This window comes from Acaryochloris marina MBIC11017, from assembly GCF_000018105.1.
Lineage (GTDB): Bacteria > Cyanobacteriota > Cyanobacteriia > Thermosynechococcales > Thermosynechococcaceae > Acaryochloris > Acaryochloris marina.
Map to the genome: position 1 here is coordinate 125,719 of NC_009929.1, position 25,186 is coordinate 150,904.

27 protein-coding genes are annotated in these 25,186 nt (G+C 48.0%); 23 read left to right on the forward strand and 4 right to left on the reverse strand.

Annotated features, from left to right (window positions below; all coding sequences use genetic code 11):
• The first annotated feature begins 8 nt into the window (after positions 1–8).
• The 8 genes from AM1_RS34065 (at position 9) to AM1_RS34100 (ending at position 6,315) form a co-directional block, all read left to right on the forward strand.
• Positions 9–323: an AtpZ/AtpI family protein gene (locus AM1_RS34065; protein ID WP_010476596.1), complete on the forward strand. Its 315-nt coding sequence runs from the start codon at positions 9–11 to the stop codon at positions 321–323.
• Positions 316–1,545 carry a cation:proton antiporter gene (locus tag AM1_RS34070; RefSeq protein ID WP_012167720.1) on the forward strand — a complete coding sequence of 410 codons (1,230 nt, stop codon included), beginning with the start codon at positions 316–318 and terminating at the stop codon, positions 1,543–1,545. Before AM1_RS34065 ends, AM1_RS34070 begins: the two co-directional genes overlap by 8 nt.
• Complete coding sequence (locus AM1_RS34075; RefSeq protein ID WP_012167719.1) at positions 1,542–1,877, forward strand: ATP synthase subunit I; 336 nt, start codon at positions 1,542–1,544, stop codon at positions 1,875–1,877. The genes AM1_RS34070 and AM1_RS34075 overlap by 4 nt, the downstream gene beginning before the upstream one ends.
• Positions 1,878–2,018: 141 nt before the next feature.
• On the forward strand, positions 2,019–2,723 hold the full coding sequence (locus tag AM1_RS34080; protein WP_012167718.1) for a F0F1 ATP synthase subunit A: 705 nt from the start codon (positions 2,019–2,021) through the stop codon (positions 2,721–2,723).
• Positions 2,716–3,003 carry a F0F1 ATP synthase subunit C gene (locus AM1_RS34085; RefSeq protein WP_010476590.1) on the forward strand — a complete coding sequence of 96 codons (288 nt, stop codon included), beginning with the start codon at positions 2,716–2,718 and terminating at the stop codon, positions 3,001–3,003. The genes AM1_RS34080 and AM1_RS34085 overlap by 8 nt, the downstream gene beginning before the upstream one ends.
• 2 nt (positions 3,004–3,005) lie before the next feature.
• Positions 3,006–3,797 carry a F0F1 ATP synthase subunit B gene (locus AM1_RS34090; protein WP_012167717.1) on the forward strand — a complete coding sequence of 264 codons (792 nt, stop codon included), beginning with the start codon at positions 3,006–3,008 and terminating at the stop codon, positions 3,795–3,797.
• Positions 3,798–3,800: 3 nt separating this feature from the next.
• The gene (locus AM1_RS34095) at positions 3,801–5,342 is read left to right on the forward strand and encodes an alternate F1F0 ATPase, F1 subunit alpha (protein WP_012167716.1); all 1,542 of its coding nucleotides are present in this window, start codon (positions 3,801–3,803) and stop codon (positions 5,340–5,342) included.
• A gap of 94 nt (positions 5,343–5,436) precedes the next feature.
• The gene (locus tag AM1_RS34100) at positions 5,437–6,315 is read left to right on the forward strand and encodes a F0F1 ATP synthase subunit gamma (protein ID WP_012167715.1); all 879 of its coding nucleotides are present in this window, start codon (positions 5,437–5,439) and stop codon (positions 6,313–6,315) included.
• On the opposite strand, the gene AM1_RS34105 is transcribed toward AM1_RS34100, so the two are convergent.
• From AM1_RS34105 to AM1_RS34115, 3 genes are read right to left on the reverse strand one after another with little or no spacing between them, the layout of a single operon-like run.
• Positions 6,312–6,881: a DUF3122 domain-containing protein gene (locus tag AM1_RS34105; RefSeq protein WP_010476586.1), complete on the reverse strand. Its 570-nt coding sequence runs from the start codon at positions 6,879–6,881 to the stop codon at positions 6,312–6,314. The genes AM1_RS34100 and AM1_RS34105 overlap by 4 nt on opposite strands.
• A 59-nt stretch (positions 6,882–6,940) precedes the next feature.
• Positions 6,941–7,156, reverse strand: a complete 216-nt coding sequence (locus tag AM1_RS34110) for a hypothetical protein (protein WP_012167714.1) — start codon at positions 7,154–7,156, stop codon at positions 6,941–6,943.
• A 59-nt stretch (positions 7,157–7,215) separates the two neighbouring features.
• Entirely contained in the window at positions 7,216–7,662 is a 447-nt protein-coding gene (locus tag AM1_RS34115; RefSeq protein WP_010476581.1) for a DUF4278 domain-containing protein, read from the reverse strand.
• A 260-nt stretch (positions 7,663–7,922) separates the two neighbouring features.
• On the opposite strand from AM1_RS34115, the gene AM1_RS34120 reads away from it, so the two are divergent.
• Both AM1_RS34120 and AM1_RS34125 read left to right on the forward strand, forming a co-directional pair.
• Positions 7,923–10,301: a response regulator gene (locus tag AM1_RS34120; RefSeq protein WP_012167712.1), complete on the forward strand. Its 2,379-nt coding sequence runs from the start codon at positions 7,923–7,925 to the stop codon at positions 10,299–10,301.
• A gap of 244 nt (positions 10,302–10,545) precedes the next feature.
• Entirely contained in the window at positions 10,546–11,385 is an 840-nt protein-coding gene (locus AM1_RS34125) for a polysaccharide deacetylase family protein (RefSeq protein ID WP_148216079.1), read from the forward strand.
• Between the two features lie 78 nt (positions 11,386–11,463).
• On the opposite strand, the gene AM1_RS34130 is transcribed toward AM1_RS34125, so the two are convergent.
• Positions 11,464–11,982: a universal stress protein gene (locus AM1_RS34130; RefSeq protein ID WP_041661393.1), complete on the reverse strand. Its 519-nt coding sequence runs from the start codon at positions 11,980–11,982 to the stop codon at positions 11,464–11,466.
• A 378-nt stretch (positions 11,983–12,360) separates the two neighbouring features.
• On the opposite strand from AM1_RS34130, the gene AM1_RS34135 reads away from it, so the two are divergent.
• The 13 genes from AM1_RS34135 (at position 12,361) to AM1_RS34200 (ending at position 25,171) form a co-directional block, all read left to right on the forward strand.
• Positions 12,361–13,233, forward strand: a complete 873-nt coding sequence (locus AM1_RS34135; protein ID WP_012167709.1) for a nitroreductase family protein — start codon at positions 12,361–12,363, stop codon at positions 13,231–13,233.
• 261 nt (positions 13,234–13,494) lie between these two features.
• On the forward strand, positions 13,495–14,568 hold the full coding sequence (locus AM1_RS34140) for a universal stress protein (RefSeq protein ID WP_012167708.1): 1,074 nt from the start codon (positions 13,495–13,497) through the stop codon (positions 14,566–14,568).
• 47 nt (positions 14,569–14,615) lie between these two features.
• Positions 14,616–15,149, forward strand: a complete 534-nt coding sequence (gene hoxE / locus AM1_RS34145) for a bidirectional hydrogenase complex protein HoxE (RefSeq protein ID WP_010476573.1) — start codon at positions 14,616–14,618, stop codon at positions 15,147–15,149.
• Positions 15,150–16,805 carry an NADH-quinone oxidoreductase subunit NuoF gene (nuoF, locus tag AM1_RS34150; protein WP_012167707.1) on the forward strand — a complete coding sequence of 552 codons (1,656 nt, stop codon included), beginning with the start codon at positions 15,150–15,152 and terminating at the stop codon, positions 16,803–16,805.
• A 196-nt stretch (positions 16,806–17,001) separates the two neighbouring features.
• Positions 17,002–17,999, forward strand: a protein-coding gene (locus AM1_RS40455; RefSeq protein ID WP_148216080.1) for an IS1 family transposase whose coding sequence is annotated in 2 segments (ribosomal slippage) — positions 17,002–17,364 and positions 17,367–17,999 — 996 coding nt in all. Because the reading frame shifts where the segments join, the coding sequence is not laid out codon by codon here.
• Positions 18,000–18,013: 14 nt separating this feature from the next.
• Positions 18,014–18,973 (forward strand): amino acid ABC transporter substrate-binding protein, encoded by a 960-nt coding sequence (locus AM1_RS34165; protein WP_012167704.1) that lies wholly within the window; start codon positions 18,014–18,016, stop codon positions 18,971–18,973.
• Between the two features lie 298 nt (positions 18,974–19,271).
• Complete coding sequence (locus AM1_RS34170; protein WP_012167703.1) at positions 19,272–19,463, forward strand: hypothetical protein; 192 nt, start codon at positions 19,272–19,274, stop codon at positions 19,461–19,463.
• A 40-nt stretch (positions 19,464–19,503) separates the two neighbouring features.
• Positions 19,504–20,223: a bidirectional hydrogenase complex protein HoxU gene (gene hoxU / locus AM1_RS34175; protein WP_012167702.1), complete on the forward strand. Its 720-nt coding sequence runs from the start codon at positions 19,504–19,506 to the stop codon at positions 20,221–20,223.
• A gap of 120 nt (positions 20,224–20,343) precedes the next feature.
• Positions 20,344–20,889, forward strand: a complete 546-nt coding sequence (locus AM1_RS34180) for an NADH-quinone oxidoreductase subunit B family protein (protein WP_012167701.1) — start codon at positions 20,344–20,346, stop codon at positions 20,887–20,889.
• A 73-nt stretch (positions 20,890–20,962) separates the two neighbouring features.
• Positions 20,963–21,508: a CBS domain-containing protein gene (locus AM1_RS34185; RefSeq protein ID WP_010476565.1), complete on the forward strand. Its 546-nt coding sequence runs from the start codon at positions 20,963–20,965 to the stop codon at positions 21,506–21,508.
• Positions 21,509–21,554: 46 nt separating this feature from the next.
• Positions 21,555–22,982: a bactofilin family protein gene (locus AM1_RS34190; RefSeq protein ID WP_238549374.1), complete on the forward strand. Its 1,428-nt coding sequence runs from the start codon at positions 21,555–21,557 to the stop codon at positions 22,980–22,982.
• Positions 22,983–23,022: 40 nt separating this feature from the next.
• Entirely contained in the window at positions 23,023–23,649 is a 627-nt protein-coding gene (locus AM1_RS34195; protein WP_012167699.1) for a CP12 domain-containing protein, read from the forward strand.
• Positions 23,650–23,686: 37 nt separating this feature from the next.
• Positions 23,687–25,171: a Ni/Fe hydrogenase subunit alpha gene (locus AM1_RS34200; RefSeq protein ID WP_012167698.1), complete on the forward strand. Its 1,485-nt coding sequence runs from the start codon at positions 23,687–23,689 to the stop codon at positions 25,169–25,171.
• The last annotated feature ends 15 nt before the right edge of the window (positions 25,172–25,186 follow it).

A 25,186-nucleotide genomic window follows, 5' to 3' on the forward strand; every position in this document is an offset into this window, starting at 1 on the left:
AGTTGCGGATGGAAAATGCACGACTAGCGAAGGGCATCAACCAAGTGGACAAGCATGGTTTTCAAAAGCAAGTTAAGGATAAAGTCAACCGCAAACTAAAGGCTCGACACGAAAAAAAGAGCGTTTGGTTTGGTCTCGGTCTGTTCGGGTTAGTGGGGTGGTCAGTGGCTATTCCAACACTATTGGGGATTGCCATCGGGAGTTGGCTCGACAACCATGTCCCCAGCCGCTATTCGTGGACCTTAACCATGCTGGTGGTGGGGGTGGGCTTAGGGTGTCTTAACGCCTGGTATTGGATCAAAAAGGAAAGTCACCATGAGTGAAACGATCCTCCTTTATTTAGTTTTACTCGTAGGGACAACAATTGTTCTTGCCATCCTTTTTAAAGCAGGGGCCGAACGGCTAGGCATCCCTCCTTTAGTTGGATATTTATTGCTAGGTTTTGTTTTACAACTTCTGGATTTTCGAGGCTTTCTAGCTTCCGAAGTGGTGTTGGAGGTCTATAGTTTTTTAGCTGAATTAGGGATTATTTCTCTACTGTTCCGTGTGGGATTAGAATGCAATCTCACTGGATTATTGCGTCAGTTACCTCGAGCTTGCTTGCTCCTCGTCGGTGATGTGATCTGTAGTGGTTCACTAGGTTTTATCACGGCCTATTTCCTTTTGAATTTATCTCTGGTTGCCAGCCTATTTATTGGCATTGCCTTGGTCGCAACCAGTGTTGGGATTTCAATTAGCGTTTGGCAAGATTCCCAGGCCCTTAATTCCATAAATGGAGAGTTGTTACTAGATATTGCAGAAATGGATGATATTGCGGCTATTATCCTGATGTCTTTATTGTTCTCCCTTGCGCCTTCCTGGCAGCATGGAACTGAAATCAAGTTTCTGCCGCTTTTAGAAACCATTATTGGGCCTTTTTGCTTAAAGGTGATAATTTTTAGCACCTTCTGCTTGATCTTTTTTCGCTATATTGAGCAGCCCTTAACTCAATTTTTTGAGCGCATAGAACCGGCCCCCGATCCGATGCTGATGGTTGCCGGAACAGGCTTTGTTATTGCTGCTATAGCAGGGCTTTTAGGTTTCTCAGTTGCGGTTGGGGCCTTCTTTGCCGGACTGGCATTTAGCCGAGATCCTCACGCGGTTAGAATCGATGCATCTTTTGGCACACTCTACGAATTTTTTGTGCCGTTTTTCTTTATCAATATTGGTCTACAAATTCAATTTACAGGCCTAGCAACCACAGTTGGTATCAGCCTAGTCCTGCTCAGTGCTGCCCTGATTGGCAAACTGATGGGAGTCGGAGGATTACTACTCCTGACTCAAGGTGACCTTTCGAGCGCAACACTACTCGGAATCAGTATGATTCCTCGAGCCGAAATTACGATGGTGATCCTGCAACGAGGACGTGACTTGGGCACTTGGGCCGTCTCTGTCCAGATATTTGCGGGTATGACCTTGGTTGCGATCGCAACCTGTATTATCGCGCCGATGCTGTTATATCCGTTACTTAAGCAATGGCCCCAACTCCAGGAGGTGGAAGCATGAATAGTCATTCCCCTGCCCTATTCACCTCCTTAATTTTGGGGAGTAGCTTAGGACTCCTTTACTTCGGTGGACTATGGATCACGATTCTCCGATTTAACCGCACCACTCAACCCATCCTGTTGATGTGGAGTAGTTTTCTACTCCGTCTGGGCACGGTTTTAGGGGTGTTTCACCTTATCCTTCAGAACGGTATGAGCGATCATCTGCTGGCCCCTCTACTGCTGACATTTCTGGGATTTCTGGGGGCTCGAAATCTCTTAATTTCCAGCATTATTCCTCTGCCTAAAAAGATCAAGAAGGGCAGAAAAGACGTTGTGAATTATGACTTATAAGCTCTAAATCAAAGAATTTTCTCAATACTCTGTATCGCAAAGAAGTTTGGCCAAAAGACTTAAACATAGCTCTTTCAACACAGCATCAGAATTTATCGTTGTTATCACTTTTAAAGTTTCTTGGTATGGAGCCCAAATGTAATGCATCTAACACCCGATCAAACTATTTTTTGGCAATGGGGGTTGTTCTCTCTCAATGCGACGCTGATCTTCACTTGGCTTGTCATGGGGGTGTTGGTGGTTGGCTCATGGTTCGTGACCCGACACCTCTCTGCCTCGACTCAGATCTCCCGGGGACAAAACCTGTTAGAGGTCATTGTGTTGGGCATTAGAGATCAGATTCAAGAAATCATTGACCAACCCGCAGACCCGTACTTACCGTTTATCGGCACCTTATTTATCTTTATTGCCCTATCAAATCTGTTGAGTGTTATCCCCGGTTACCAACCACCGACGGGGTCCTTATCCACCACAACGGCTCTGGCACTTTGTGTCTTTTTCGCAGTCCCCCTCTATGGCGTTCAGAAGAAGGGTGTGCGGGGTTACTTACAGCAGTACTTGCAGCCTAACCCCATCATGCTGCCATTCAATATCATTGGGGATTTCTCCAGAATTGTGGCCCTAGCTGTCCGCCTGTTTGGCAATGTCATGAGTGGAACGATGATCGTCGGCATCCTACTGTCGGTAGCTCCCTTGTTTTTCCCAGTCATGATGCAGGTCTTGGGGCTCTTAACGGGCGTGATTCAAGCCTATATTTTCGCCATTTTAGCCATGGTTTTCATTGCAGCGGCGAGTCAAGTGGATCAGCACAACTATCAAACAGACAGTGAGGTCTCCCATGGATAATATTGCCCTTGTGGGCATGGCTTCGATTGTGATCTCTGGACTCACCATTGCCATTGGCTCCATCGGTCCAGCCCTAGGGGAAGGTCGTGCCTTATCCCAGGCACTAAGCGCCCTGGCGCAACAACCTGATGAAGCCAATACCATCACCAGAGTGCTGTTTGTGGGGATGGCATTGGTCGAATCAACGGCCATTTACTGTTTTGTGATTACATTGATTCTGATTTTTGCCAATCCATTTTGGACCTATGTGGTGGAGCAGGCCAGCACCAATGGAGGATAACCATGTTGATTGATCCACTTACTGTGGTGGCCCAAATCATCAATTTCCTGATTCTAGTGGCCTTACTCAGGCGGTTTCTCTACACCCCGATCACTCAAGTGATGAAAAAGCGAGAACGGCTGATTGCTCAACAGTTACAGGATGCTGCTCATCAGCAAGAAGTCGCTCAGCAAGAAGCTGAACGGTGGCGTCAGATGCAGCAATCTTTAGAACATCGCCAAGCCTCGTTTTTGACCCAAGCGCAAGACGCAGCAGACGAACATCGACATCAGTTGTTGCAGCAAATTCGGGACGAAGTGGATAGTACCCAAGCTCAATGGAGAGAGGCCGTCAAGCGTGAGCAGCACGTGTTTCTAAGTGCCCTACAGCAGCGAGCAGGACAGCAGCTAGCTGCAACCCTTCGATGTATTCTTCAAGACTTAGCAAGTGCCAATTTAGAGCAACAAATCCTGGAGACTTTTATTACTCGCCTTAGCCATTTACCTTTTTCAGAGCAGGGGGTTCTGGAAACATCCTTATCCAATGCAAGGGGAGAGGAACTCGTTATCTCCAGTACATTTCCAATGCCGGAGGATCGCAAAGCCCAAATTCTTGCGGTCCTCCATCAGTATGCTCCTGCGATGGAATCGAGTGTTTACCAGTTTGTAACCATTCCAGACTTGATTTGTGGGATTGAACTCAAGATTCCTGGATATAAGCTGGCTTGGACGATCGAGCAATATCTTGAGCAGTTAGAGGTGAAGTTAAATCAGGTATGGGATGGCATGGAAAAATCATGGGTTGAGCAGGGGTAGACCATGGAGGCTCCCAAACTCGATATTTTGAAACCCGTACTCCAACACATCTTTGCGGCCTTTGATCAGGTGGAAGGTGAGTATCCATTCGAGTTGCAGAGTCAGGAAATTGGCATTGTGACTTCTTTAGGTCATGGTATTGCCCGAGCGACTGGCCTGTTGCAGGTGCAATCGGAGGAGTTAGTCAAATTTCCCGGCGATCGGATGGGGCTAGCCTTCAACTTAGATCCAGATGAGGTGGGTTTGATTTTGTTGGATGATGGACATTCCCTGAAGGCAGGGTGTGAGGTCCAGCGCACAGGCCGGGTTTTGGATGTCCCCGTAGGAGAGGGTTTACTGGGTCGAGTCGTGGATGCAACCGGTCGTCCGTTGGATCAACGAGGATTAGTGACTGCGCAAGAACGACGCCCCGTTGAACGGGAGGCTCCTGCCATCATGGACCGGGCTCCTGTAACCGTGCCCCTTCAGACAGGCATTAAGGCCATTGATGCTCTTATTCCTATTGGTCGGGGACAGCGGGAACTGATTGTTGGTGATCGGCAAACGGGAAAAACTGCGATTGCCGTCGATACTATCCTCAACCAAAAAGATCAGGATGTGATTTGTGTGTATTGCGCCATTGGTCAGCGCAGTTCTGCCGTGGCCAAGCTAATTGCTGAGCTTCGCAATCGTGGGGCGATGGACTACTGCATTGTCGTGGTAGCGGAGGGGGAAGCCTCACCCGGCCTGCAATATATCACCCCCTATGCTGCGACCACGATGGCAGAGTACTTTATGGAACAAGGGCAAGATGTGTTGATTGTTTATGACGATCTGATTCAACATGCCCGAGCCTATCGTGAGCTATCGCTTCTATTGCGCCGCCCGCCGGGACGAGAAGCCTTTCCAGGAGATATTTTTTATATTCATGCTCGGCTGCTGGAGCGGGCGACGTGCCTGCGGCCTGAGTTAGGGGGAGGCTCTCTAACGGCGTTGCCCATTGTCGAGACGGAAGCCCAAAATCTATCGGCCTATATCCCCACGAACTTAGTCTCAATTACAGATGGACAAATCTATCTCACCCCTGATTTGTTTCAAAAGGGAATATTCCCTGCCGTTGATGTGGGCAAATCGGTTTCCCGAGTCGGAGGCAAAGCCCAGCTTCCTGCTTACCGAGATGTTGCGGGCGATTTACGACTGTCCTACACGCAGTTTGAAGAATTGGAATCTTTTGCTCGGTTTGGAACCCGTTTAGAAGAATCCACTCGGCAATCTTTAGAGCGAGGTCGTCGGGTGCGTGAAGTGCTGCAACAACCTCAATTTCAGCCTTTACCCGTTGCAGAGCAAATTGCTGTAATGCTAGCGGTGACTCAGGGACAGTTTGATCTCGTGCCCATTGAGCAAGTGTCCCAAGCCCAACAGCTTATAGGAGAAGCGATACGACGGGAGCTACCGAATATTTGCGATCGCATCCAGAATGCAGGGCAGTTAAGTGAAACGGATCGGGAGACGTTGCTGAACTGGATCGCCAACCACATATTAAAGGACTCAGACAATGAGTTGTAATGACTAAATCTAAAGGCCTGCTCTATGCCCTGAAGCCCATCCATTGATGATGTCTGCAATAACCAGTCAACATTCATACCCGGCCATTAACATCATGCAAACCCTAGAAACCCTTAAGCGAAAAATTGCCAGCACTCAGGAGTTGCAGACCGTTGCTAAAACGATGAAAGCTCTAGCCGCCGCCAATATCCGTCAGTATGAACAGGCTGCCAATGCCCTTCAGCACTACCGCCAGACCTTGGCGATGGCGATACAAATTCTCCGAATAAATTATCCGGATACGTTAACTCACCTGAGACCCCGTGCGCACCCTCGTTTGGGAATAGTGATTTTCGGTTCGGATCAGGGGATGTGTGGTCGCTTCAATGAGCAGTTGTCAGAGATGGTGATTCAGCACCTAGAGCAGCACTCTTCTCAGGGTGGGCAACCCCTTCTGTTAGGGATGGGAGCCCGAATTTGCGATAGCATCATTGATCAAGGTTACGCCATTGAGCGATATCTTTCGGTTCCAGCCTCAGTTGACGGCATCACATCTAAGGCCCAAACGATCGTTGTCCAGCTTGAACAATGGCGTAACCAATGTCAGGTAGACCAAATTTGGGTGTTCCATAATCAACCCATCCGTGGTCATACCAGTACCCCCCACCGACAACAGCTCTTTCCCCTTGAATCTGACCGTGATCGCTCCTCCTCCTGGTCGACTCGCTGTCGTCCAATGGTCTTTCTGAGTCGAGAGAGATTGTTCTCAGCCATATTTCGGCAGCATTTTTTTGTTGCCCTATACCAAGCCTGCGCTGAGTCCCTAGCCAGTGAAAATGCCAGTCGCTTGACCTCAATGCAGTTAGCGCAAACCAATATTGCTGAACATTTGATGGAGCTACAAGCTGCTTTTCAACAGCAACGCCAAACAAAAATCACGGAAGAGTTGCTGGATATCGTGTCAGGCTTTGAGGCCCTTAACCAATCCCACTAGTGGCTCAAGGCAGGGGCCGCGAGCGGTTCACAAAGGATATCTGCACAAGTTGCCACCGTTTGCCACTCTTGCACCACTTGAGTGGGGACTTCAACTTTAATGAACTTCATCCCTTTTGTCGGAATCAACAGGTAAAGAGCAGCGTCTAACTTAGGCACAACTGGTTGGAGATTATACTGGGCAACATTGGGGCCAGGGAGGAGTTCAGTATACAAAGACTCTGGGAGATTCTTCACTTTTACAGTTTTTCCTTGAGACGTGACCAGGGTAAGAGGCAGAGAATGATCGATATCTACAAAGCCAGGGCAGCCAGCTAGCATCAGGTCAATCTTAGGGGGGCTAGCAATGCCCACATGCTTGGATGCGACGACTAACCAATCATTCCCTTGTTGATCGAGTAGATGTTGTCGAGATTGATAGAGCATCTGACCTTGTGCTTCTCTTGTCATGCTCACGTCTGCGATCGCAGATGAACTGATCCCATTGCCCATATTGGTCAAGAGCAGCAGCACTAAGGTACTGATCATTAACAACAACAATAGATTTCTACGAATCCAAACTCTCATTTGTCTATTCCTCAATTTATATGGATGTAGAGGGTTATGAATGAGGTTGATAGTGGACCTTAGAAAATCTCACAAGAGTATTGCCAGCAACGCTCTAACAACATACGCTGCTGTTCAATTTCACATTTCCTGACATAGCAACGTTCCAACAGCTCTCTGTCATAAGTGTGGGAAAACATCATGGGATTTAGGATGGATTTAGGCTTAAATAGAGGCTGATTCAGGTAGAGCCAAACCATCATCACCAACCTCGTGAAGGAATGCTTTGGTTTCATCGGCTTACGACCTCCAATGTTTCATTGTGCTGAATGAAGCCAAATGAGCTTCAGAATCCTTAACTCATAGCAGCATGGCTGCGCTCATAAGTCACTCGAAAGCTCGGGTGGACTTTTCCTTGAATATGATTCCAGTATTTTGAGGGATCTACCTTAAGGTGAATCTCTGATGTCGCCCGACCGAGCATACTTTGCTGGCGGTGCTTAATAATCCGATGATGATCCATCATTAACCACCGGGCTTCTTCAGCGACCGACACCCAATCATCTCCAACTGTCTCAGTTTGGTTTACCCTTTGTGATTGAGGCATATCAGTCGGTGATTCACCAGCATGATACGCCACACCACGGTAGGTGAGATCAGCACTGATTGGGGGGACAGGGGGCTCCTGCAGCTCTCGGCGTCGGTAACTTAATCCACGATATTTCCCTACGCCAGCACTGTGGCCATAGTTAACCACTGGAGGACGATAGTCGTAATCAATGCCTCTATAGGTCAGTTTCATGGTCTTTTCTCCTTTAAGAAGTTCCCGATACCTCTTACTTAAAATCTATTGCGAGGGTCTGAGGAGCTTGTGAAGAATGGTTGACACCTCAATCTTCACAAGCTCCTCAAATTCGGAGAGCTGGATCAATCGGATGGATAAAGGGGTTGGGCAAATACCCTTCAATAAGTGTTGTTCTCCGAACGGTGGCTAGTCCGATTTACCGTTACCCTGAAGAATAAGGACTGAATCCGTCACCTCAGCTCCCTAGGAGGATTACAGTGAGAATCCTAGTTGTGGAAGATGATGAGTTAGTTGCTGAAGCGCTGCAAACTTTACTCGTCGATTTGAATTATGCCGTTGAGCTGGCAACAGATGGCCAGACCGCGGCAGAATTGGTCGAAGCATTCGAATACGATCTCATCCTTTCAGATGTAATGTTGCCTAGACTGGATGGGGTTGGTCTTTGCCAACAGTTGCGATCCCAAGGCTATCAAATTCCGATCTTGCTACTTACGGGCAAGGATAGCAGCCATGATCGCGCGATTGGACTTGACGCTGGGGCAGATGACTACGTCGTTAAACCGTTTGATCCAGAAGAATTAGCGGCTCGGGTAAGGGCCTTACTTCGCAGAGGGGAAGCCATCAAACCCCCAATCTTAAAATGGGAAAACTTACAGCTAGACCCCAGAGCATGTGAGGTCAAATATCAAGATGTTCTCCTCAAGCTCACTCCCAAAGAATATGCCCTCGTAGAGTTAATGATGCGGAATACCCGCCGTGTATTTAGTTGCGGAATGATTTTAGAACATATATGGACATATGAGGATACACCTGGCGAAGAAGCAGTCAGAACTCATATCAAGGGCCTCCGCCAAAAATTAAAAGCATCGGGAGCACCCACGGACTTGATTGAAACCGTTTATGGCATTGGGTATCGCCTGAAACCACTAGCAGAACTAAAAAAAAATCAAGGGACATCTGTTCAAACACCAGAAGTCAAAATTAAGCAGCAAACCATGAGTGCGATTGCTGATATTTGGATTAAGTTTCAGCCCCGTATCCAGGAACAGATCAATCAATTAGATAAGGCTGTAGTAGCAGTGACTGAGGGTTGCTTGAATAACGAATTAAGGCAATCGGCTCAACAAGAAGCCCATACCTTAGCCGGTGGATTAGGGACCTTTGGTTTATCGAAAGGGTCCCAGTTAGCGCGTGAGATTGAACATCTATTGCGATCTCATTCCTCCCTCGACGCCAAGCAATCCCTGCAGTTTCAACAGGATGTCGAGGCGCTGAGGCGGGAAATAAATTATGCTAGCCAACCTGCCACTCAAGTGACCTCAGACCGTCAAGATGAATTGGGGCAATGGGTTGTTCTAGTGATAGATGCTGATACCCCTTCCCGAGATGCTCTAGCGACGGAGGCTCGTCAGCATCAGATTCGATATCTAACGGCAGAGAGCATTGACCTGGCACGAGACCTCATTCAGGAACAGTCCCCGCATCTCATCCTCTTTGATCCTGCAGGCCAGTCTCCAATCCAAAGCCTAACCTTTTTAGAGGCTCTACTGTATCTTCCACTACCCATTCCAGTCTTGATCTGGACAGCTGATGAGGAACGGTATCAAGAGATGGCTAAAGCCTACTCTAGCGGCCAACGACCAATCTCAAAATCTTTACCCCTTCAACAAGTGTGGGATCGGGTTGAACACACCCTCCAAAGTAAGGGGGGCAAAGAAGCCCGGATCATGATTGTGGATGATGACCCACAAATCTTGGAAACCGTAGCGGCCCTATGCAAACCCTGGGGGCTTGAGGTCATTGGACTTGACGAGCCGACTCAGTTTTGGGAAACGCTGACCAATTCTCCACCGGATCTGCTGTTACTCGATGTAGAGATGCCCGAAATTGGCGGGATAGATCTGTGCAGGGTTGTTCGCAATGATATTCAGTGGGAGCAGTTGCCCATCATTTTTCTAACTGCCCACACGGAGGCTGATGTGGTCAACCAAGTTTATGCTTCAGGGGCAGATGATTTCATCAGCAAGCCCATTGTCGGACCAGAATTGGTGGTTCGTATTCTCAACCGTTTAGAACGGACTCGATTACAGCGCCGTCTTTCCACCATTGATCCTTTGGCCCGAGTGCTCAGCCGCCACGAATCGACCCATGCCCTGGAATTGCTGTTGAGTGAGGTGGCGCATCAACCTCGCAGCATGTGTCTTGTTATTCTGGAAATAGAGCGTCTTCAGCAGATTAATGATTGCTTTGGTTACGCGGTAGGCGACAGTATCCTGAGACAGTTTGCTCAAGCGTTGTTAGGGTTGGCATCTACTGAAGATGTGATTGCCCGTAGAGGTGGTAACCAATTCTTAGTGGGGTTGTTAGGAGCCACCAAAGCTGAGGGAGGTCAAAGAGTTCAAGACTTCTTGAATGTTGTCCATAAGACCCCCTATTCAATACCTGATGGCACCAACATTCAGATTACCTGTAGTGCAAGTGTGGTTCATTGTCCTGAGGACAGTCAAGATTTTCAAGATCTGTGCATTTTGGCAGAAGAGACGTTGACTGAAGCCAGAGCATTAGGGTGGGGGCAAGTTCGCATAGCCAATCAGTCCCTATCCCTCCCAGCCAAACTGCATGCCGAGAAAGGCTAGCTAGAATAGAGATAAAGGAGTCTGCTAGGTGTCTGGCCGTGACAATGGGTTCCGCGTAATTTGACAAACAAAATGATCCACACTTGTTGAACGTCACAGACTGCTCTGATCCCACTGAAAATTTCAGAGACTCTAGTTGCCCGTTCTTGGATGAGTAACTATTGCGCTAGAAATGTTTAGGCAAAATCTACGAGTCGATACCTTCGAACGCCAGCTTGCTGCAATAGTTGGGGTAAGTTTACTCATGGCAGCTTATTCCTTCGGAAGTCCGGTCAATTTAACCACTCCAAGGGGGGAAAACCTTTCTGTAGAGAAGATTACTGTATCGCTGGATGAGCGTTCTTCTAGTATTCATGATGCTCAGACCCTCAAGCTAGCCTCAAATGAGCCCCCTTCAACTTGTTACCAATTCCCGACTCAATTTCAAGGACAAACCATTTACGGGGTGCAGCTTCCCCGCCATCAAAAAGCGATCGCCCTCACGTTTGATGATGGTCCCTGGCCTCATAACACATCAACTGTATTGACTATTCTCCAGCAACACCAAGTCAAAGCCACTTTTTTTGTATTGGGTCGTAATGTAGCTCAATATCCCCACTTAATCCAACAGATTGCGACGGCAGGACATGCGATTGGCAATCACTCTTGGAGCCATGGCTATCAAGATCACAGCCTTGAAATGGCACAGGCTGAGATTCAGCAAACGACTGATATTGTTAAACAGCACACTGGACATAAGACGGCTCTATTTCGTCCCCCTGGAGGGTTTCTGGACAATGGTTTAGTAGCCCAAGCGAGTTCTCAAAAGATGGTTACTGTCTTGTGGACGATTGACGATACCTATGAAGGGTCTGTGGATTTAGCCGTGCAAAACGTCATTCAAAATGCAACACCTGGAGGCATCGTACTGATGCATGATGGCGGGGGTAATCGCGAATTAATGATTAAGGCTCTGCCTTTAGTGATCTCCGAACTAAAACAGCAAGGCTACCAACTCGTTACAATCCCACAACTGTTAAATTTGGCAGACACTCAGGTCAGGTCGGAGGATGCCATTGATTGCATGTCGTCCGACCTTACCTGAGGATACTGACTCCCTTTTGGGTGAAGAAGAGCGTGAATGTGCGATCAAGTTGTGATCGCAGGTATCCGTTCAGTCTATTCAAATGGAGTCTTCTGAAACAACCGTTTCTCCTTGAATCACCAAGACAGAACAAGGGGCATGGTGGACGATATGGTTGCTGACACTCCCAAGAAAAAGTTCCTTGAGTCCCGTGCGACCATGGCGTCCCACGACAATCAGATCAGCGTGCCAGTCTTTAGCCCGTTTACAAATCTGAGGCCCTGGATTACCTAATTCAGTCTCAAAGGTTGTCTTTATACCTTGATGCTCTGCTTTTAGGCAAAATTCTTGCAACCATAGTTTGGATTCCGCAATTTGTGCGTCCCAGGCTTGCCTTGCCAACTCGTAATCCACAGCAGATGGAGAAAGGTAACCTGATTCTAAAGGAGTCCCTACCGGTGAGATCGTTGAATTACCCAAAGGATTAATTTCTGCCTCTACACTATGAAACAGCTTTACCTCAGCTGCATGTAATTTTGCTTCTACCAATGCCTGTTCATAAACTGCAGGTTGAAGGAAGGAAGTATCTAGTGCAACCAAAATGCGATGATATCTCATCAGGATTCCTCCATAGAAATAACAACCGTCTTGACAGTTCCCATCCCCCCCTATATCTCCATGGTAGAGCTTTATTTTCACAAGCAGCGATAAAAGATTTTGCCGCAGAGCTGGCAAGTAATTGGAAATATGGCTTTATTCTTGTCTCCAGCGGAGGGGTTTCGTCAACGCTCATCGATTAGGCGAGGGGGGACGGGGATAGACAATTGGCACCCTCACAAATTGCTCATTTAGTATGCCTAGGCTCAAAGATAGAGATGGCAATATCAGTCAAAGTTAGTCCTATAGCAGGGGGGGACTTCACCTGTGATGTGAGGACATCCTGGTGTCAGAAGCGAAACATCAGCCAGCATGTGCAAAGGCTAAGGAGTCAGCATTATGGCGACTATCCAGATTGATGCCGAACGCTGTCAGAAATGTGGAAAATGTGTGCAGATTTGTCCAACGATCTTTGCACAACATACCAAAGGGGCAATTCCTCACTTGCTAGACACTACTCGATGTATCGAATGTGGGCATTGCGTCGCCATTTGTCCCAGCGAGGCGATTTCTCATTCGAGTTTTCCGTCTGGCACCATCGCTCCAATCCAGCCAGAACAACTGCCCGATACGGCACAATTCATGGAACTATTGCGATCGCGCCGTTCCATTCGTGAATTCAGCAAGAGGCAAGTTGATCGGGCACTGATTGAACAAATTATTGAGGCAGCCTGCTTTGCGCCCAGTTCCCACAATGTCCAAAGTACAGAGTACATCGTCGTCCAAGACCCCGCCATGCGCCAGCAAATTGTTGAACTGACCATCGCTCAATACCGACAGTGGCGCAAACTACTCGGCAATCCAATCGCACGAACCCTGACACGGCTGGTGAGAGGCTCAACCGGGCAAGCCACGTTAGACGAACTACGCGAAGCCTTTACAAACCTAATCAACCAGTACGGTCAGGGAAGCGACCCCATTCTGCGAGAAGCTCCTACCCTGCTGATCTTCCATGGCGATCGTCACATCGGTTTCGCTGGGGTTAACGCCAACCTTGCCTTGCAAAATGCCAGTTTAGTGTGTGAAACCTTGAAGTTGGGTGCTTTTTATACTGGCTATGTCGTTGCTGGCAGTAATTTTAATCCTCGGCTGGCCAGACTACTGAAACTCCCACCAAATCACAAAATCTATGCTGGTTTAGCAATCGGTCATCCTAGATTTCACTATAAAAATTGGATTGAGCGCAAACCTACTCAGATTCAATGGTTTTAAGACCTGAAATCGCCAGACAGTTCTGATTCTTCAGAATAACTTAAGCTTGTGAAGCATACTGAACGGTTAGTGTAACCCCGGTTGAAATTTTCACTAGCCATAAGCGGCTAAAGCTCATGTTTTCCTCATTATGTTGCTCTATAACCCTAAGCAGAAAAGCCAAGAATAGATGTTTGAGTCAGTCTTCCCTTCTGGAAGTTCGACGGAAATAGAAATCATCAGTAAAAGCTTGACTAGAGCGGAATACTTTAGGAGGTTGTCATGTTGAAAAAAATTCTGGTGGCTCTAGATCATTCAGCCTTTAGCCAGAAAACCTTTATGCAATCTCTGGTTTTAGCCAAGGCAACCCATGCAAAGCTGATGCTGTTTCATGTCATCTCATCGACTGAGGAAGGATATCCTCCTTATCCCTTGATGCCAGGTGTGTTGGAGGAGTTTGACCTGTCATATGCTGGAGTCGCAAACTCTTATCTCAATGACTTAGATGTCTTCAAAGCCAGCAGTTTTGAGTTACTCAGATCTCGAGCCAATCAGGCTAAAGAAAAGGGTCTGACCGTTTTCTACCAACAATCCATGGGAGATCCAGGTCGAGAGATTTGCGAAATCTCTCGACAATGGAAAGCGGATACGATCATCATCGGACGCCGCAGCCGAAATCTTCTTAGCAAAGTTCTATTGGGCAGTGTTAGCAACTACGTCACACACCATGCTCCTTGTTCAGTGTTGATTGTCCACCACCAGGATGTGCCGGAGTTCATCCCCAAACAATCTATAAATACTTTAGAGGCGAATAAACTGTCTTTCGAAGAATGGCGCGGAAAGTTGTCTTACCGCAGTATCTTAGTGGCCTTGGATGGGGGTGACATTAACCAGCCTATCGTTAATAGAGCAATAAATCTTGCCAAGAGAATGTCCACAGCTCGGTTGATGTTGCTGCATGTCTTGCCCCATGATGTGGCAAAAGTTCCCATTCCTAGTCCCCCTCCAACCGCAATTGCTCAGCAACGGCTGGATAACTATCCTAGTTTGCGTGATGACATCCTCTACAGCCAACAACGACAATGGAATGCCTATGATAGTGATTGCTTACCCCAATTGCGATCCTATACTGCGATCGCAAGGGAAGCAGGTATTCCAACTGAATTTATTCAACAACCTGGATCTCCCGGTGAAGTCATTTGTGAATTTGCTAAGAACAGATCATCAGACTTAATTCTAGTGGGTAATCGAGGTCGTTCAGGACTTAGCGAAATGCTTCTTGGAAGTGTGGGGAAATATGTTGCGAACCATGCGTCCTGTTCCGTGATGGTCGTTCGTCCTCAGCAACCGGCATGAAGACAAAAGATGTGCTCTTAGAACATCGCAGAGCGATCCAATAACTGTTGAGTGAAGGGAGTCAAACTATTGTGGATGGCAAACCTCATCCCAGTGGAGATCAGCGTTTTAGGGTGCTAGAGGCAACGATGAAACGTCATCAATATCAGCCCAATTCACTGATTGAAGTTTTGCATAAGGCTCAGGAATTGTTCGGATATTTAGAACGCGACATCCTATTACACATTGCCCACAGTTTAAAGTTACCCCCTAGTCAAGTCTATGGTGTAGCCACCTTCTATCACTTTTTCTCGCTAACACCTTCTGGACGCCATACCTGTGTGGTTTGTATGGGAACGGCATGTTTTGTCAAAGGGGCTGCATCACTCCTGTCAACAGTGGAACAGATCGCTCACATTCAAGCTGGGGAAACTACTCAAGATGGAGGCTTGTCACTCAGCACTGCTCGTTGCCTGGGGGCCTGTGGGAGTGCTCCTGCTGTGGTGTTGGATGGTCAAGTGGTTGGCTATCAAACCTCAGAAAACTTAGGTCAGCAAGTCACGCAAATGATGGACCATCCTCAATCTAAGGTCGCAACATAAATGGATTTACAAGAGCTACAAACCCTTGCTGAGCGAGAACAAGAGATTCTCGATGCGCCTTGCATCCGCTGCTGTACGGTGGGGGGCTGTTTATCTGCTAATGCCTTGGCAGTAAAAGAACAAATTGAAGTTGAGATCGCAACTCAAGACCTCAACCCTCCTATGCACGTTCGGGGGGTGGGCTGCATGGGACTGTGTAGCCGAGGTCCCCTAGTCCGACTAGACCCCGCAGGCATTCTCTACGATCAAGTAACCCCCGAAGACGCCCCTGAACTGGTCCACGCCTGCCATAAAACCCTCCAACCCCATCTGCCTAAAGCCTTATCAAATAGTTCTCCGCTCCAACCCTCCTCTTATCAGCCCCGACATCACCCTTTCTTCACCCTGCAACACCCCATCGTCCTCGAAAACAGTGGTCATATTGACCCTAAGGAAATCAAGGATTATATGGCCCAAAAAGGCTATCTAGCCCTTACCCAAGCCCTTTACGATATGACCCCCAGTGATGTAATTGATCAGATTACTCAAAGTGGTCTTCGAGGGCGAGGCGGCGGCGGATACCCCACAGGCTTGAAATGGTCAACAGTCGCCAAAATGCCCCCTGGACAAAAGTATGTGATTTGCAATGGTGATGAAGGTGACCCAGGTGCCTTTATGGATCGCAGTGTCTTAGAAAGTGATCCCCATCGGGTGTTAGAGGGGATGGCAATTGCAGCCTACGCTGTCGGTGCCAACCAAGGCTACATCTATATTCGAGGTGAGTATCCTCTCGCCATCAATCACCTCGAAACGGCCCTGCGTCAAGCTCGCAAGCAAGGTTTACTCGGTAGTCAAATTTTTGAGTCTCCCTTTGACTTTCGGATCGATATCCGTATTGGGGCGGGGGCCTTTGTTTGTGGCGAGGAAACAGCCCTAATGGCCTCCATCGAAGGGAAGCGTGGATTACCTCACCCTCGACCACCTTACCCTGCTGAATCTGGACTCTGGGGTTGTCCAACATTGATTAATAATGTGGAAACTTTTGCCAATATCGCTCCGATTATTCGCAATGGGGCTGAATGGTTTGTTGGGATTGGTACAGACAAGAGCAAAGGAACCAAAGTGTTTTCCTTAGCGGGCAAGATCCAAAATACCGGATTGATTGAAGTCCCCATGGGTACCTCCCTGCGCCAAATTGTTGAACAGATGGGCGGGGGTGTCCTTGATGGATCGGCTAAAGCAGTGCAAACGGGTGGCCCCTCAGGGGGATGTATTCCTGCCCATGCCTTTGATACACCCGTAGATTATGAATCTCTGACCCGTTTGGGGTCCATTATGGGGTCCGGTGGCATGATTGTCATGGATCAGGCCACCAATATGGTGGATGTCGCTCGTTTCTTTATGGAATTTTGCATGGAAGAGTCCTGTGGTAAGTGTGTTCCCTGTAGAGCAGGAACGGTTCAGCTTTACCAGTTACTCACAAAAATCTGTGATGGAAAAGCAAGAAAAGAGGATTTAGAGTCTCTAAACCAACTTTGCGAAATGGTCAAGGATACTAGCCTATGTGGCCTTGGAAAATCTGCCCCCAATCCTATTCTTAGTACCCTACGTTTTTTCAAAGATGAGTACTTAACGCTGATGCATAATGAGGGTTCTGGCGATTATCACCCCCCATAAGATAGCGTCAGACTTGGGTTTAAGACTGTTGAGTTTTGTTAGTTCAGAAACGATTTAACTTAACATTACAGAACTCAAAAAATGTCCTACTTTTTCTATAAACTTAGTCCGAATAATTCTGAAGATGAGCATGCAAAGGCACTGTTCATTTAAGAAGTGACTGCTAGGATGATTCTGCAGTATCAGTTTCAGAGCAATGCAATGCATCCATTGTCAAAGTGAGAACGTCGTTAAGAACGGAACTAAGACGCTGAAAACAGCTCAAGTGGTTCAGTACTTTCTGTGCAAAGACTGTGGTCGTCGCTTCAACGAGCGTAGTGGGACGCCGATGGCGAGATTGAGAACGCCAGTGGAGACGATATCAATGGCCATCAATGCCCGCACGGAAGGCTTAGGGATTAGAGCCGCAGGGAGAGTACTCAGGAAATCTCCCAACAGTATTATCCTTTGGGAGAAGCGTTTATCCGCACAATTATCAAATTTCTCTCCTCCTTCTCCAAAAGAATCAGAGGTCACAATTGAAGGCGATGAAGTGTACACCCGCGTAGGTGAGAATCTCCCCCCCCCTGGCTTAGTGAAGGTTGGACCATTCATTTCATCGACCGTGAGAGTCGCTATTGGTTCGAGGCTCACGCGGGTCTTAAGGATGAATCATTATTTGAGAAAAGTGTCAAAGCTGCTTGGGATTGGGCTAAACCCAGTTCATCGATTCGTTGGTTCACAGATGGAGAACGTCGATACTCCAAGGTGTTGTGGAAGCTAGCGAGTACTTACTTGCCCAGGAGTACCACGACCCAGGCCTATCCTTTTCGCAAAGTATGGCGAGCGGGTTTAGAGGTGGCGATGAAGATCAAAGGTTCCCAAGGAAAACCTCGGGTAGTGTGGGTTAATCGAGAGCATCCTTATACGGCCATTAGCCCCAAGAGCGATGTTCATGCCAATCATCTTGAAGCCCTCCACAGTTCTTTGAGACGACGGGCTAGCGGTTATCGTAGACGCCAGAATCACTATGCCAAAACCGTTGAGGGATTACAAAGAGCCCTGAACGTGCAGCGATTGATTCACAATTGGTGTCGTACTCACTACAGCCATGGATACCAGCGAACCCCAGCAATGGTGATGGGATTTATCCAAAGGCCCGTTAAGATTGGCGAAGTGTTGACCGTCAGAGCTTTTAATTGCCTCACTTCTTAACTGAACAGTGCCGCATGCAAAATCCTGTTGAACCAAGCCGCTTCCCTCATCCCCCAGTAAAGGTATGGGGGCGAGGCGTTAGGCTGACTTTGCTGACCACTCTTTGTAGTCTCTTCACCCTAGCTAACCCTCAGCTTGTTTCCGCAGAAACGGTCCTTGAAAAAATAGAACGTACCAGCACAGTAACCGCTGGAACGAACAAGAATACCCTTCCCTTTGCCTTCCAAGATGAGCAAGGGCAATTCCAGGGGTACTCGATTGAAATGCTGAAACAGATACAGGCCCAATTATCGAAAAAACTTGGTAAAGAGATTAATCTCGAACTTGTTGCGCTGACCCCCAACGAACGAATTCCTAAATTAGTCGCAGGGGAAGTAGACATTGTCTGTGATGCGAGCAGCTATACCTGGGAGCGGGACAAGGATATAGACTTTTCCGTCAGCTATGGTTTGACAGGCACTCGCTTGTTGATTAAGCAAGGGAAAAAGGCATGGGAACCTGAGATGTTGGTGAATCAGAAAATAGCTGCTGTGGCGGGCACAACGAATGAGATTGCGATTCGTCGAGCGCAGCCCAAAGCCCAAATCATCGTTCTCCCAGATCATACTCAGGGTTACAAAGCGCTGGAGCAGGGAACAGTTGATGCATTTGCAGCAGACGGCATTTTACTCGAAGGTTGGCTACAAACCAGCCAGAACCCCGAGGACTTCACCGTTGTCGGGTATTTCTCAAGAGAGGGCATTGCCTGCATGGTGCCTGAGAATAATTCTAAATTTGTTAATCAAGTGAATTACTCACTCGTGCGTTTTATGGAGGGTTACTTAAAGGGTAAAGAACCCTATGTCAAAACGTTTGATCGTTGGTTTGGCCCTGAGGCTAAAGTCCCTCTCACTCAAGATCTGAGATCTTTAGTCCTAGAAACCATGCAGCTAGTGATTGATTTTAAAGAAGAAATTCCTGAAAGCGATCTTTAAGATTACCAATCGTGAACTGTTTATTTCAGGCCGTCCTCTGATGAGGCGAAAGTCGAGCACTGCCCCAATCAGTCGGATTCGATAGGGGATGGATTACGGTAGAACAAGACTTGCAAACTGCGGTGAGATAAGGTTTGCAATGTGCCTGTTTCACCTTACCTTGACCAGCTATCACTCACGTTTTCCTCATATTGTCTATATAGCCTCAAATTAAGAGGTCAGATGTCACATTCTCTGAGAACTGACACCTTTTCCTCAACTTTGACTGCAAACAGTTTAGTTGTGAGGGCATTCGATTATGGCTACACTCAAGGATAAATCTCTATCCATCCAATCCTTAAGCAAAACAGTTCGACGCTTCCTGAGCTATATCGCTCAACCGATTCTCCGTATCTTTAGTCCCTCCCATGATGATTATCCAAAGGTGGGGGTCCAACCCTTTGAAGGTGATCCAGCTGATCCAGATTTAAACCAGGAAGGGTCTTGGTAAGGATTGGATACACAGCGGAAGGAAAAGGCTGGTATGGGCTATGGATGTTAAGACCCTCAAGATTGACGATCAACTGATCAGTGCTCGGGGAGATGAAACAATCCTTGAGGCCGCTACCGCATCAGGGATTCATATTCCGACGCTATGCAACTTGCAGGGTGTTTCCTTATGGGGAGCCTGTCGACTCTGTTTAGTCGAGGTTAGTGGAAGTTCTAAGCTATTGGCCGCTTGCGTCACACCAGTGGCAGAGGGGATGATCGTTCAAACCCAAACCAAACGGCTTAAACATTATCGGCGCATGATCGTTGAACTGCTATTTGCGGAAGGGAATCATATCTGTTCAGTATGTGTTTCCAATCACCACTGCGAATTGCAGGATCTTGCTATTGAGATGGGGATTGATCATGTGCGCTTTACCTATCAATTCCCAGATCGCTCTGTTGATATTTCCCATCCTCAATTTGGCGTTGATCATAATCGCTGTGTTTTATGTACACGTTGTATTCGAGTTTGTGATGAGATTGAAGGGGCTCATACCTGGGATATGGCAGGTCGAGGCCGGAAGTCCCGAGTGATCACAGATTTGAACCAGCCTTGGGGGGAAGCCGAGAGCTGTACCGCTTGTGGAAAGTGTGTCAATGCCTGTCCCACAGGAGCCATCTTTCGACGTGGTTCAACGGTTGCGGAGATGGAGCACGATCGGAGCCAACTTGAATTTATTTCTACTGCGAGAACGAGGCGAGAATGGGTGCAAAAGTGAGGGATAAATTCCAGACAGTGCAAGGAAATCAGTTTTGAGGTTGGAATAGTGAGTTTGAATGCATCTCGTGAAGGTGTTCGAACTTAGAAGTGCACAACTATTTTGGGTTACGGAGGTAGGATGGCAAAACTGAAGTTAGCGACTGTTTGGCTAGGCGGATGCTCAGGATGCCATATGTCTTTCCTAGACCTTGACGAGTGGTTATTTGAGTTGGCCCACCAAGTCGATCTGGTCTACAGCCCTTTTATGGATGCCAAGCAGTATCCACAAGAAGTGGATGTGGCACTCGTCGAAGGCGCAATAGCCAATACCGATCATTGGGAGATGATTCATCAGGTTCGTGATTGCACTCAATACCTGATTGCCTTTGGGGATTGTGCTGTTACGGGGAATGTCACCGCCTTACGTAATCTTTTGGGTACTGCGGAGGGGGTACTTGAGCGGTCTTACATAAACTTGGCTGATCTGGTGCCTCAGATTCCTGCAGAGGAAGCGATTGTCCCCCCTTTATTGGATTGGGTTAAACCCGTACATACCGTTGTTCCCGTCGATCTCTATTTACCGGGTTGCCCACCATCACCTTCTCGAATCAAATTTGTATTAGAAGCGCTACTGCAGGGGAAGAGGCCTCAACTCGAGGGTCGAGATCAAATTAAATTCGGGTGACAAAGCCTCAAACCAATGGTCAAGGGCCTCTGCTCAGTTCCTATCAATCGTGGACGTATCAAGGAGTACCAAGATGCTTAAAGTTAGAGACATTATGACCCAAGAGGTGATTGCGATTCAGGATACTGCAACAGTGGCACAAGCCATTGCTCTAATGCAATACCATAAAGTCCGCTCCCTCATTATCGAGCACCCTGAAGGTCAAACCGCTTACGGGATCATCACTGAGCGAGATATTGTTTACCGAGTCATGGCTGTTGGCAAAGATCCCCATGAAATTGGCGTTCAAGAGCTTGTCCGCGAACCCTGTATTACAGCCCATCCTGATCTCACTGTGGAAGAAATGGCTCAATTGTTTGCAGCAGCAGGCATTCAGAGAGCGCCAGTAATTGATGGACAGCAGCTTTTAGGCATCATTTCCGTCACTGACTTAGTGATGAAAACGGATGGAAAGCAGAACTATCAAGCCGATTGGCTCGCGTTGCAAGTTGAAAATGCGTTAAAGCATGCCCGGATTATTTGTGGTGATCCGCAAACCCAGATTTCAAAAGAATGCTCTGTAGCCTGGGATGTGGTTGAAGCTTTTGAAGACCAAGCTGCCTTAAACGGAGCTATTTAGTCCTTCAGAACAGGCTACTTTATCACTTTCAGTGTAGGTACCTCAGATGCACACTAAATCATCGAGACAATATTTTAGACAAGTGCTGTTGTTTCTAATGGCCTTGGTCATTACCCCATTGCTATTAGCGGTTTCTGCGGTTGGAGCCCCCAATTTCGTGACGCAAGATCAGATCACCGTGGGGGCAACAGAGGTCATTCAAGGTAACTATTATGCAACTGGGGACCGTATAACGGTTGACGGGACCTTAAAAGATAATCTGTTTGCAGCAGGAGACACCATTCAACTATCGGGCACCGTTGAGAAGGATGTTTACTTAGCGGGTGATGAAATAACGATTGATGGCACTGTTAAAGGCGATGCTATTCTGGCCGGCGCTTTGGTTGCCCTCAATGGGTCTGTTGAAGGCGATTTAATCGCCGCAGGGCAAGCCGTGGTGGTGAACGGAACGGTTCAAGACGACGTGCGGATAGCAGGAGAGGCACTGCTTCTCAAAAATCAGGCTCGGGTGAAAGATGACATGATCGCCGCAGGGCTGAGCCTGGAAAGTCAACCCCAAACGTCCATCGGTGGCACTCTCACGGTTGCGAGTGGTCAAGCACTACTGGCAGGAACGGTTGATCAGGATGTTGTGGGGGGTATGGGAGGACTAACCTTAGAGGGGACAGTGGGTCAAGATGTGGCCGTTACCGTCGGTGATAACCAGACTTGGAAACCTATATTCGGACCTAGCCCTCGCCTTAAGATTCCTGATGTGCCGGCAGGATTAACCCTCACAGATTCGGCCCAAGTCAAAGGTCGGTTGACCTACAAATCACCAACTACTGCCTCCCTAAAAGATGGATCACAAGTGACAGGTAAAATCACGCATCAACCGATTCCAGAATGGGAACCGACGCCAGTCAAGCCGACGAATATCGTGCTAGATCAACTGCAGCGCTTGCTGACGATTGGGTTAGTGGGATGTGCCATGCTTTGGGCATTTCCAAAGTGGACAGAAGGATTAACGCAGAATATTCAGACTCGACCGTTGAGAACGTTGGGTTGGGGCATTGTGACCAGTGTGTTGGTGGGAGTAGCAAGTGTTGTGATCGCAGTTCTGACCATCCTTGCATTTATTGTGCTTATCTTGACCCTCCAAGGATTAGCCTGGCCCATTCTGGGGGTCGGAACCCTCGCTAATCTGGCCCTATGGGTCGGTATTGGCAGCTTCGTGAGTTTGATTGCCCCCGTATTAATCAGCAACCTAGGTGGACGCTGGCTCTGCAGCCAATTCAATTTGAATAAGACCGCGAACCGATTTATCCCATTCCTGATGGGGGTAGTGGTTCTGATGTTGATTACCGCTATTCCCCTGATCGGCGGAATCATCAGCATTGTCATTATTTTCTTGAGCTTAGGTGCACTCTGGAATTGGGGAAGGTCACGGTGGGCTAAGCCCCCCTTGCAAGCTCAGGAGGCACTAGTGGGTTGAGCGGAGATAGGTTCTGGCATAACCGATGGGAGAAATCGCAATGATGAAAGTTGCAGACATTATGACTACAGAAGTCATCAAAATTCGGAATTCGGCGAAGGTTGCTGAGGCCGTCCGATTGATGCGACGACATGGAATTCATGCCCTAATTGTTGATCGGAACCATGAGCAAGATGCTTACGGAATTGTGACCGCCTTCGATATCGTTGCGAAGGTAACGGCCTTTGGTCGTGATCCACGGCAGGTGAGAGTCTATGAAATTATGACGAAACCTTGTTTGGTACTCAATCCGGAACTCGGGGTCGAATATGCCGCACGATTATTGACCACTACCGGTATACATGCCGCACCCATTATCCAGTGGAGTCTGCTGGGCATTCTCTCAATCTCTGACATTCTCGATCAAGGGGATTTCTTGGAGAATCCCTTGGAGGTGGAGCTTGCTCAAAAAACACAGCAATTAATTGCGGACGCTCATGCAATTTGTAAGCAAAAGGGCACTAACTCCAAAGCCTGTAGACAAGCTTGGCAAGACGTTGATGCAGTCCAAGCGGAAGCGGCTCATCAACGGGCCGAAAAGCTCGAAAAAACAGCTTTTGAAGCGTTTTGTGAGGAGTACCCAGAAGCCTTCAAAGATCGAGAGTATGATGCCTGGTGTAGTGGATAGCTAGCTCATGTTTATCCTAAAAAACAGATAACTTACAATGCCTCAGAGAATCATCATTGATCCAGTCACTCGGATTGAAGGCCATGCCAAAATCTCGATTTACTTGGATGACGCAGGTGAAGTTACGGATGCTCGATTTCATGTGACGGAGTTTCGTGGATTTGAGAAGTTTTGCGAAGGCCGACCCTTTTGGGAGATGCCGGGGATTACCCCGCGCATCTGTGGGATTTGTCCAGTCAGCCACCTACTCGCGTCAGCGAAAGCTGGAGACCAGATTCTTGCCGTCCACATTCCTCCAGCGGCTGAGAAATTGCGCCGCTTAATGAACTTAGGACAGATTATTCAGTCCCATGCCTTGAGTTTTTTTCATCTGAGTAGTCCTGACCTACTGTTGGGGTGGGAGAGCGATCCAGCTCAGCGAAATGTATTTGGCCTGATGGCCGCAGAGCCGGATCTGGCCCGCAGCGGTATCCGACTACGCCAGTTTGGTCAGGAGGTGATTCAGCATTTAGGAGGGCAGAAAATTCACCCGGCTTGGGCTGTCCCCGGAGGTGTGCGATCGGCTCTAACCGACCAGGGACGTGAACAAATCCGAGCGGGGTTGCTAGAGGTACGATCAACGGCCCTTTCAACCCTGAAACGGTTCAAAGACTTGTTAGAAGACCATGCCAGTGAGGCTCGAATATTTGGGAATTTCCCCAGCTTATTTATGGGGTTAATCAACCCAAAGGGACTCTGGGAACATTACCAGGGCTGTTTACGGTTTGTGGATAGTGTCGGCAATATCATTGCGGATCATCTTGATCCGAGCCAATTCCAGTCCTTTATTGGCGAAGCGGTTCAGACTGATTCTTATTTGAAGTCTCCCTACTATCGTCCCTTGGGCTATCCTGATCAGACTCCAGGTCTGTGCCGTTTAGAGAGTGGCATGTATCGGGTGGGACCGTTAGCCCGACTCAACGTCTGCGATCGCATGGGCACACCCTTAGCCGATCAGGAATTGCAAGAATTCCGCCAGCGGGGCAATGGGACCGTTACCTCTTCCTTCTACTACCATTACGCTCGCTTAATTGAGATCTTGGCCTGTATTGAACGCATTGAGCAGCAGATAGAGGATCCAGGACTTTGTCAACCGCCCTTAAGAGCCCAGGCAGATGTCAATCAATTAGAGGGGGTTGGAGTGAGTGAAGCACCACGGGGGACGCTGTTTCATCACTATCAAGTGGATGCAACGGGGTTACTCCAATCCGTTAATCTGATCATCGCCACGGGGCAAAATAATCTGGCCATGAACCGCACCGTTGCTCAGATTGCTCGTCACTACCTCCATGGACCCGATATTCCTGAATCGATGCTCAATCGGGTCGAAGCAGGTATTCGGGCCTTTGATCCTTGTTTAAGTTGCTCGACTCATGCGGCAGGCCAGATGCCACTTCATATCCAGTGCAAATCAGCACATAGTGGCCAAGTCCTAAGTGAGGTATGGAGAACCTCAACGGGGGAATTTCAAGTTAAAGGTTGAGAATATCAGTGCTTT

What these genes read in the sequence shown, in the direction of transcription:
- AM1_RS34095 (WP_012167716.1), top strand. Translation starts at nt 3,801, where the DNA reads ATGGAGGCTCCCAAACTCGATATTTTGAAACCCGTACTCCAACACATC.
- AM1_RS34090 (WP_012167717.1), top strand. Translation starts at nt 3,006, where the DNA reads ATGTTGATTGATCCACTTACTGTGGTGGCCCAAATCATCAATTTCCTG.
- AM1_RS34110 (WP_012167714.1), bottom strand. Translation starts at nt 7,156, where the DNA reads ATGAAACCAAAGCATTCCTTCACGAGGTTGGTGATGATGGTTTGGCTC.
- AM1_RS34200 (WP_012167698.1), top strand. Translation starts at nt 23,687, where the DNA reads ATGCCTCAGAGAATCATCATTGATCCAGTCACTCGGATTGAAGGCCAT.
- AM1_RS34080 (WP_012167718.1), top strand. Translation starts at nt 2,019, where the DNA reads ATGCATCTAACACCCGATCAAACTATTTTTTGGCAATGGGGGTTGTTC.
- AM1_RS34165 (WP_012167704.1), top strand. Translation starts at nt 18,014, where the DNA reads ATGCAAAATCCTGTTGAACCAAGCCGCTTCCCTCATCCCCCAGTAAAG.
- AM1_RS34115 (WP_010476581.1), bottom strand. Translation starts at nt 7,662, where the DNA reads ATGAAACTGACCTATAGAGGCATTGATTACGACTATCGTCCTCCAGTG.
- AM1_RS34070 (WP_012167720.1), top strand. Translation starts at nt 316, where the DNA reads ATGAGTGAAACGATCCTCCTTTATTTAGTTTTACTCGTAGGGACAACA.
- AM1_RS34100 (WP_012167715.1), top strand. Translation starts at nt 5,437, where the DNA reads ATGCAAACCCTAGAAACCCTTAAGCGAAAAATTGCCAGCACTCAGGAG.
- AM1_RS34125 (WP_148216079.1), top strand. Translation starts at nt 10,546, where the DNA reads ATGGCAGCTTATTCCTTCGGAAGTCCGGTCAATTTAACCACTCCAAGG.
- AM1_RS34065 (WP_010476596.1), top strand. Translation starts at nt 9, where the DNA reads ATGGAAAATGCACGACTAGCGAAGGGCATCAACCAAGTGGACAAGCAT.
- AM1_RS34185 (WP_010476565.1), top strand. Translation starts at nt 20,963, where the DNA reads ATGCTTAAAGTTAGAGACATTATGACCCAAGAGGTGATTGCGATTCAG.
- AM1_RS34130 (WP_041661393.1), bottom strand. Translation starts at nt 11,982, where the DNA reads ATGAGATATCATCGCATTTTGGTTGCACTAGATACTTCCTTCCTTCAA.
- AM1_RS34140 (WP_012167708.1), top strand. Translation starts at nt 13,495, where the DNA reads ATGTTGAAAAAAATTCTGGTGGCTCTAGATCATTCAGCCTTTAGCCAG.
- AM1_RS34180 (WP_012167701.1), top strand. Translation starts at nt 20,344, where the DNA reads ATGGCAAAACTGAAGTTAGCGACTGTTTGGCTAGGCGGATGCTCAGGA.
- AM1_RS34195 (WP_012167699.1), top strand. Translation starts at nt 23,023, where the DNA reads ATGATGAAAGTTGCAGACATTATGACTACAGAAGTCATCAAAATTCGG.
- AM1_RS34085 (WP_010476590.1), top strand. Translation starts at nt 2,716, where the DNA reads ATGGATAATATTGCCCTTGTGGGCATGGCTTCGATTGTGATCTCTGGA.
- AM1_RS34105 (WP_010476586.1), bottom strand. Translation starts at nt 6,881, where the DNA reads ATGAGAGTTTGGATTCGTAGAAATCTATTGTTGTTGTTAATGATCAGT.
- AM1_RS34190 (WP_238549374.1), top strand. Translation starts at nt 21,555, where the DNA reads ATGCACACTAAATCATCGAGACAATATTTTAGACAAGTGCTGTTGTTT.
- AM1_RS34135 (WP_012167709.1), top strand. Translation starts at nt 12,361, where the DNA reads ATGGCGACTATCCAGATTGATGCCGAACGCTGTCAGAAATGTGGAAAA.
- AM1_RS34170 (WP_012167703.1), top strand. Translation starts at nt 19,272, where the DNA reads ATGGCTACACTCAAGGATAAATCTCTATCCATCCAATCCTTAAGCAAA.
- AM1_RS34075 (WP_012167719.1), top strand. Translation starts at nt 1,542, where the DNA reads ATGAATAGTCATTCCCCTGCCCTATTCACCTCCTTAATTTTGGGGAGT.
- nuoF (WP_012167707.1), top strand. Translation starts at nt 15,150, where the DNA reads ATGGATTTACAAGAGCTACAAACCCTTGCTGAGCGAGAACAAGAGATT.
- hoxU (WP_012167702.1), top strand. Translation starts at nt 19,504, where the DNA reads ATGGATGTTAAGACCCTCAAGATTGACGATCAACTGATCAGTGCTCGG.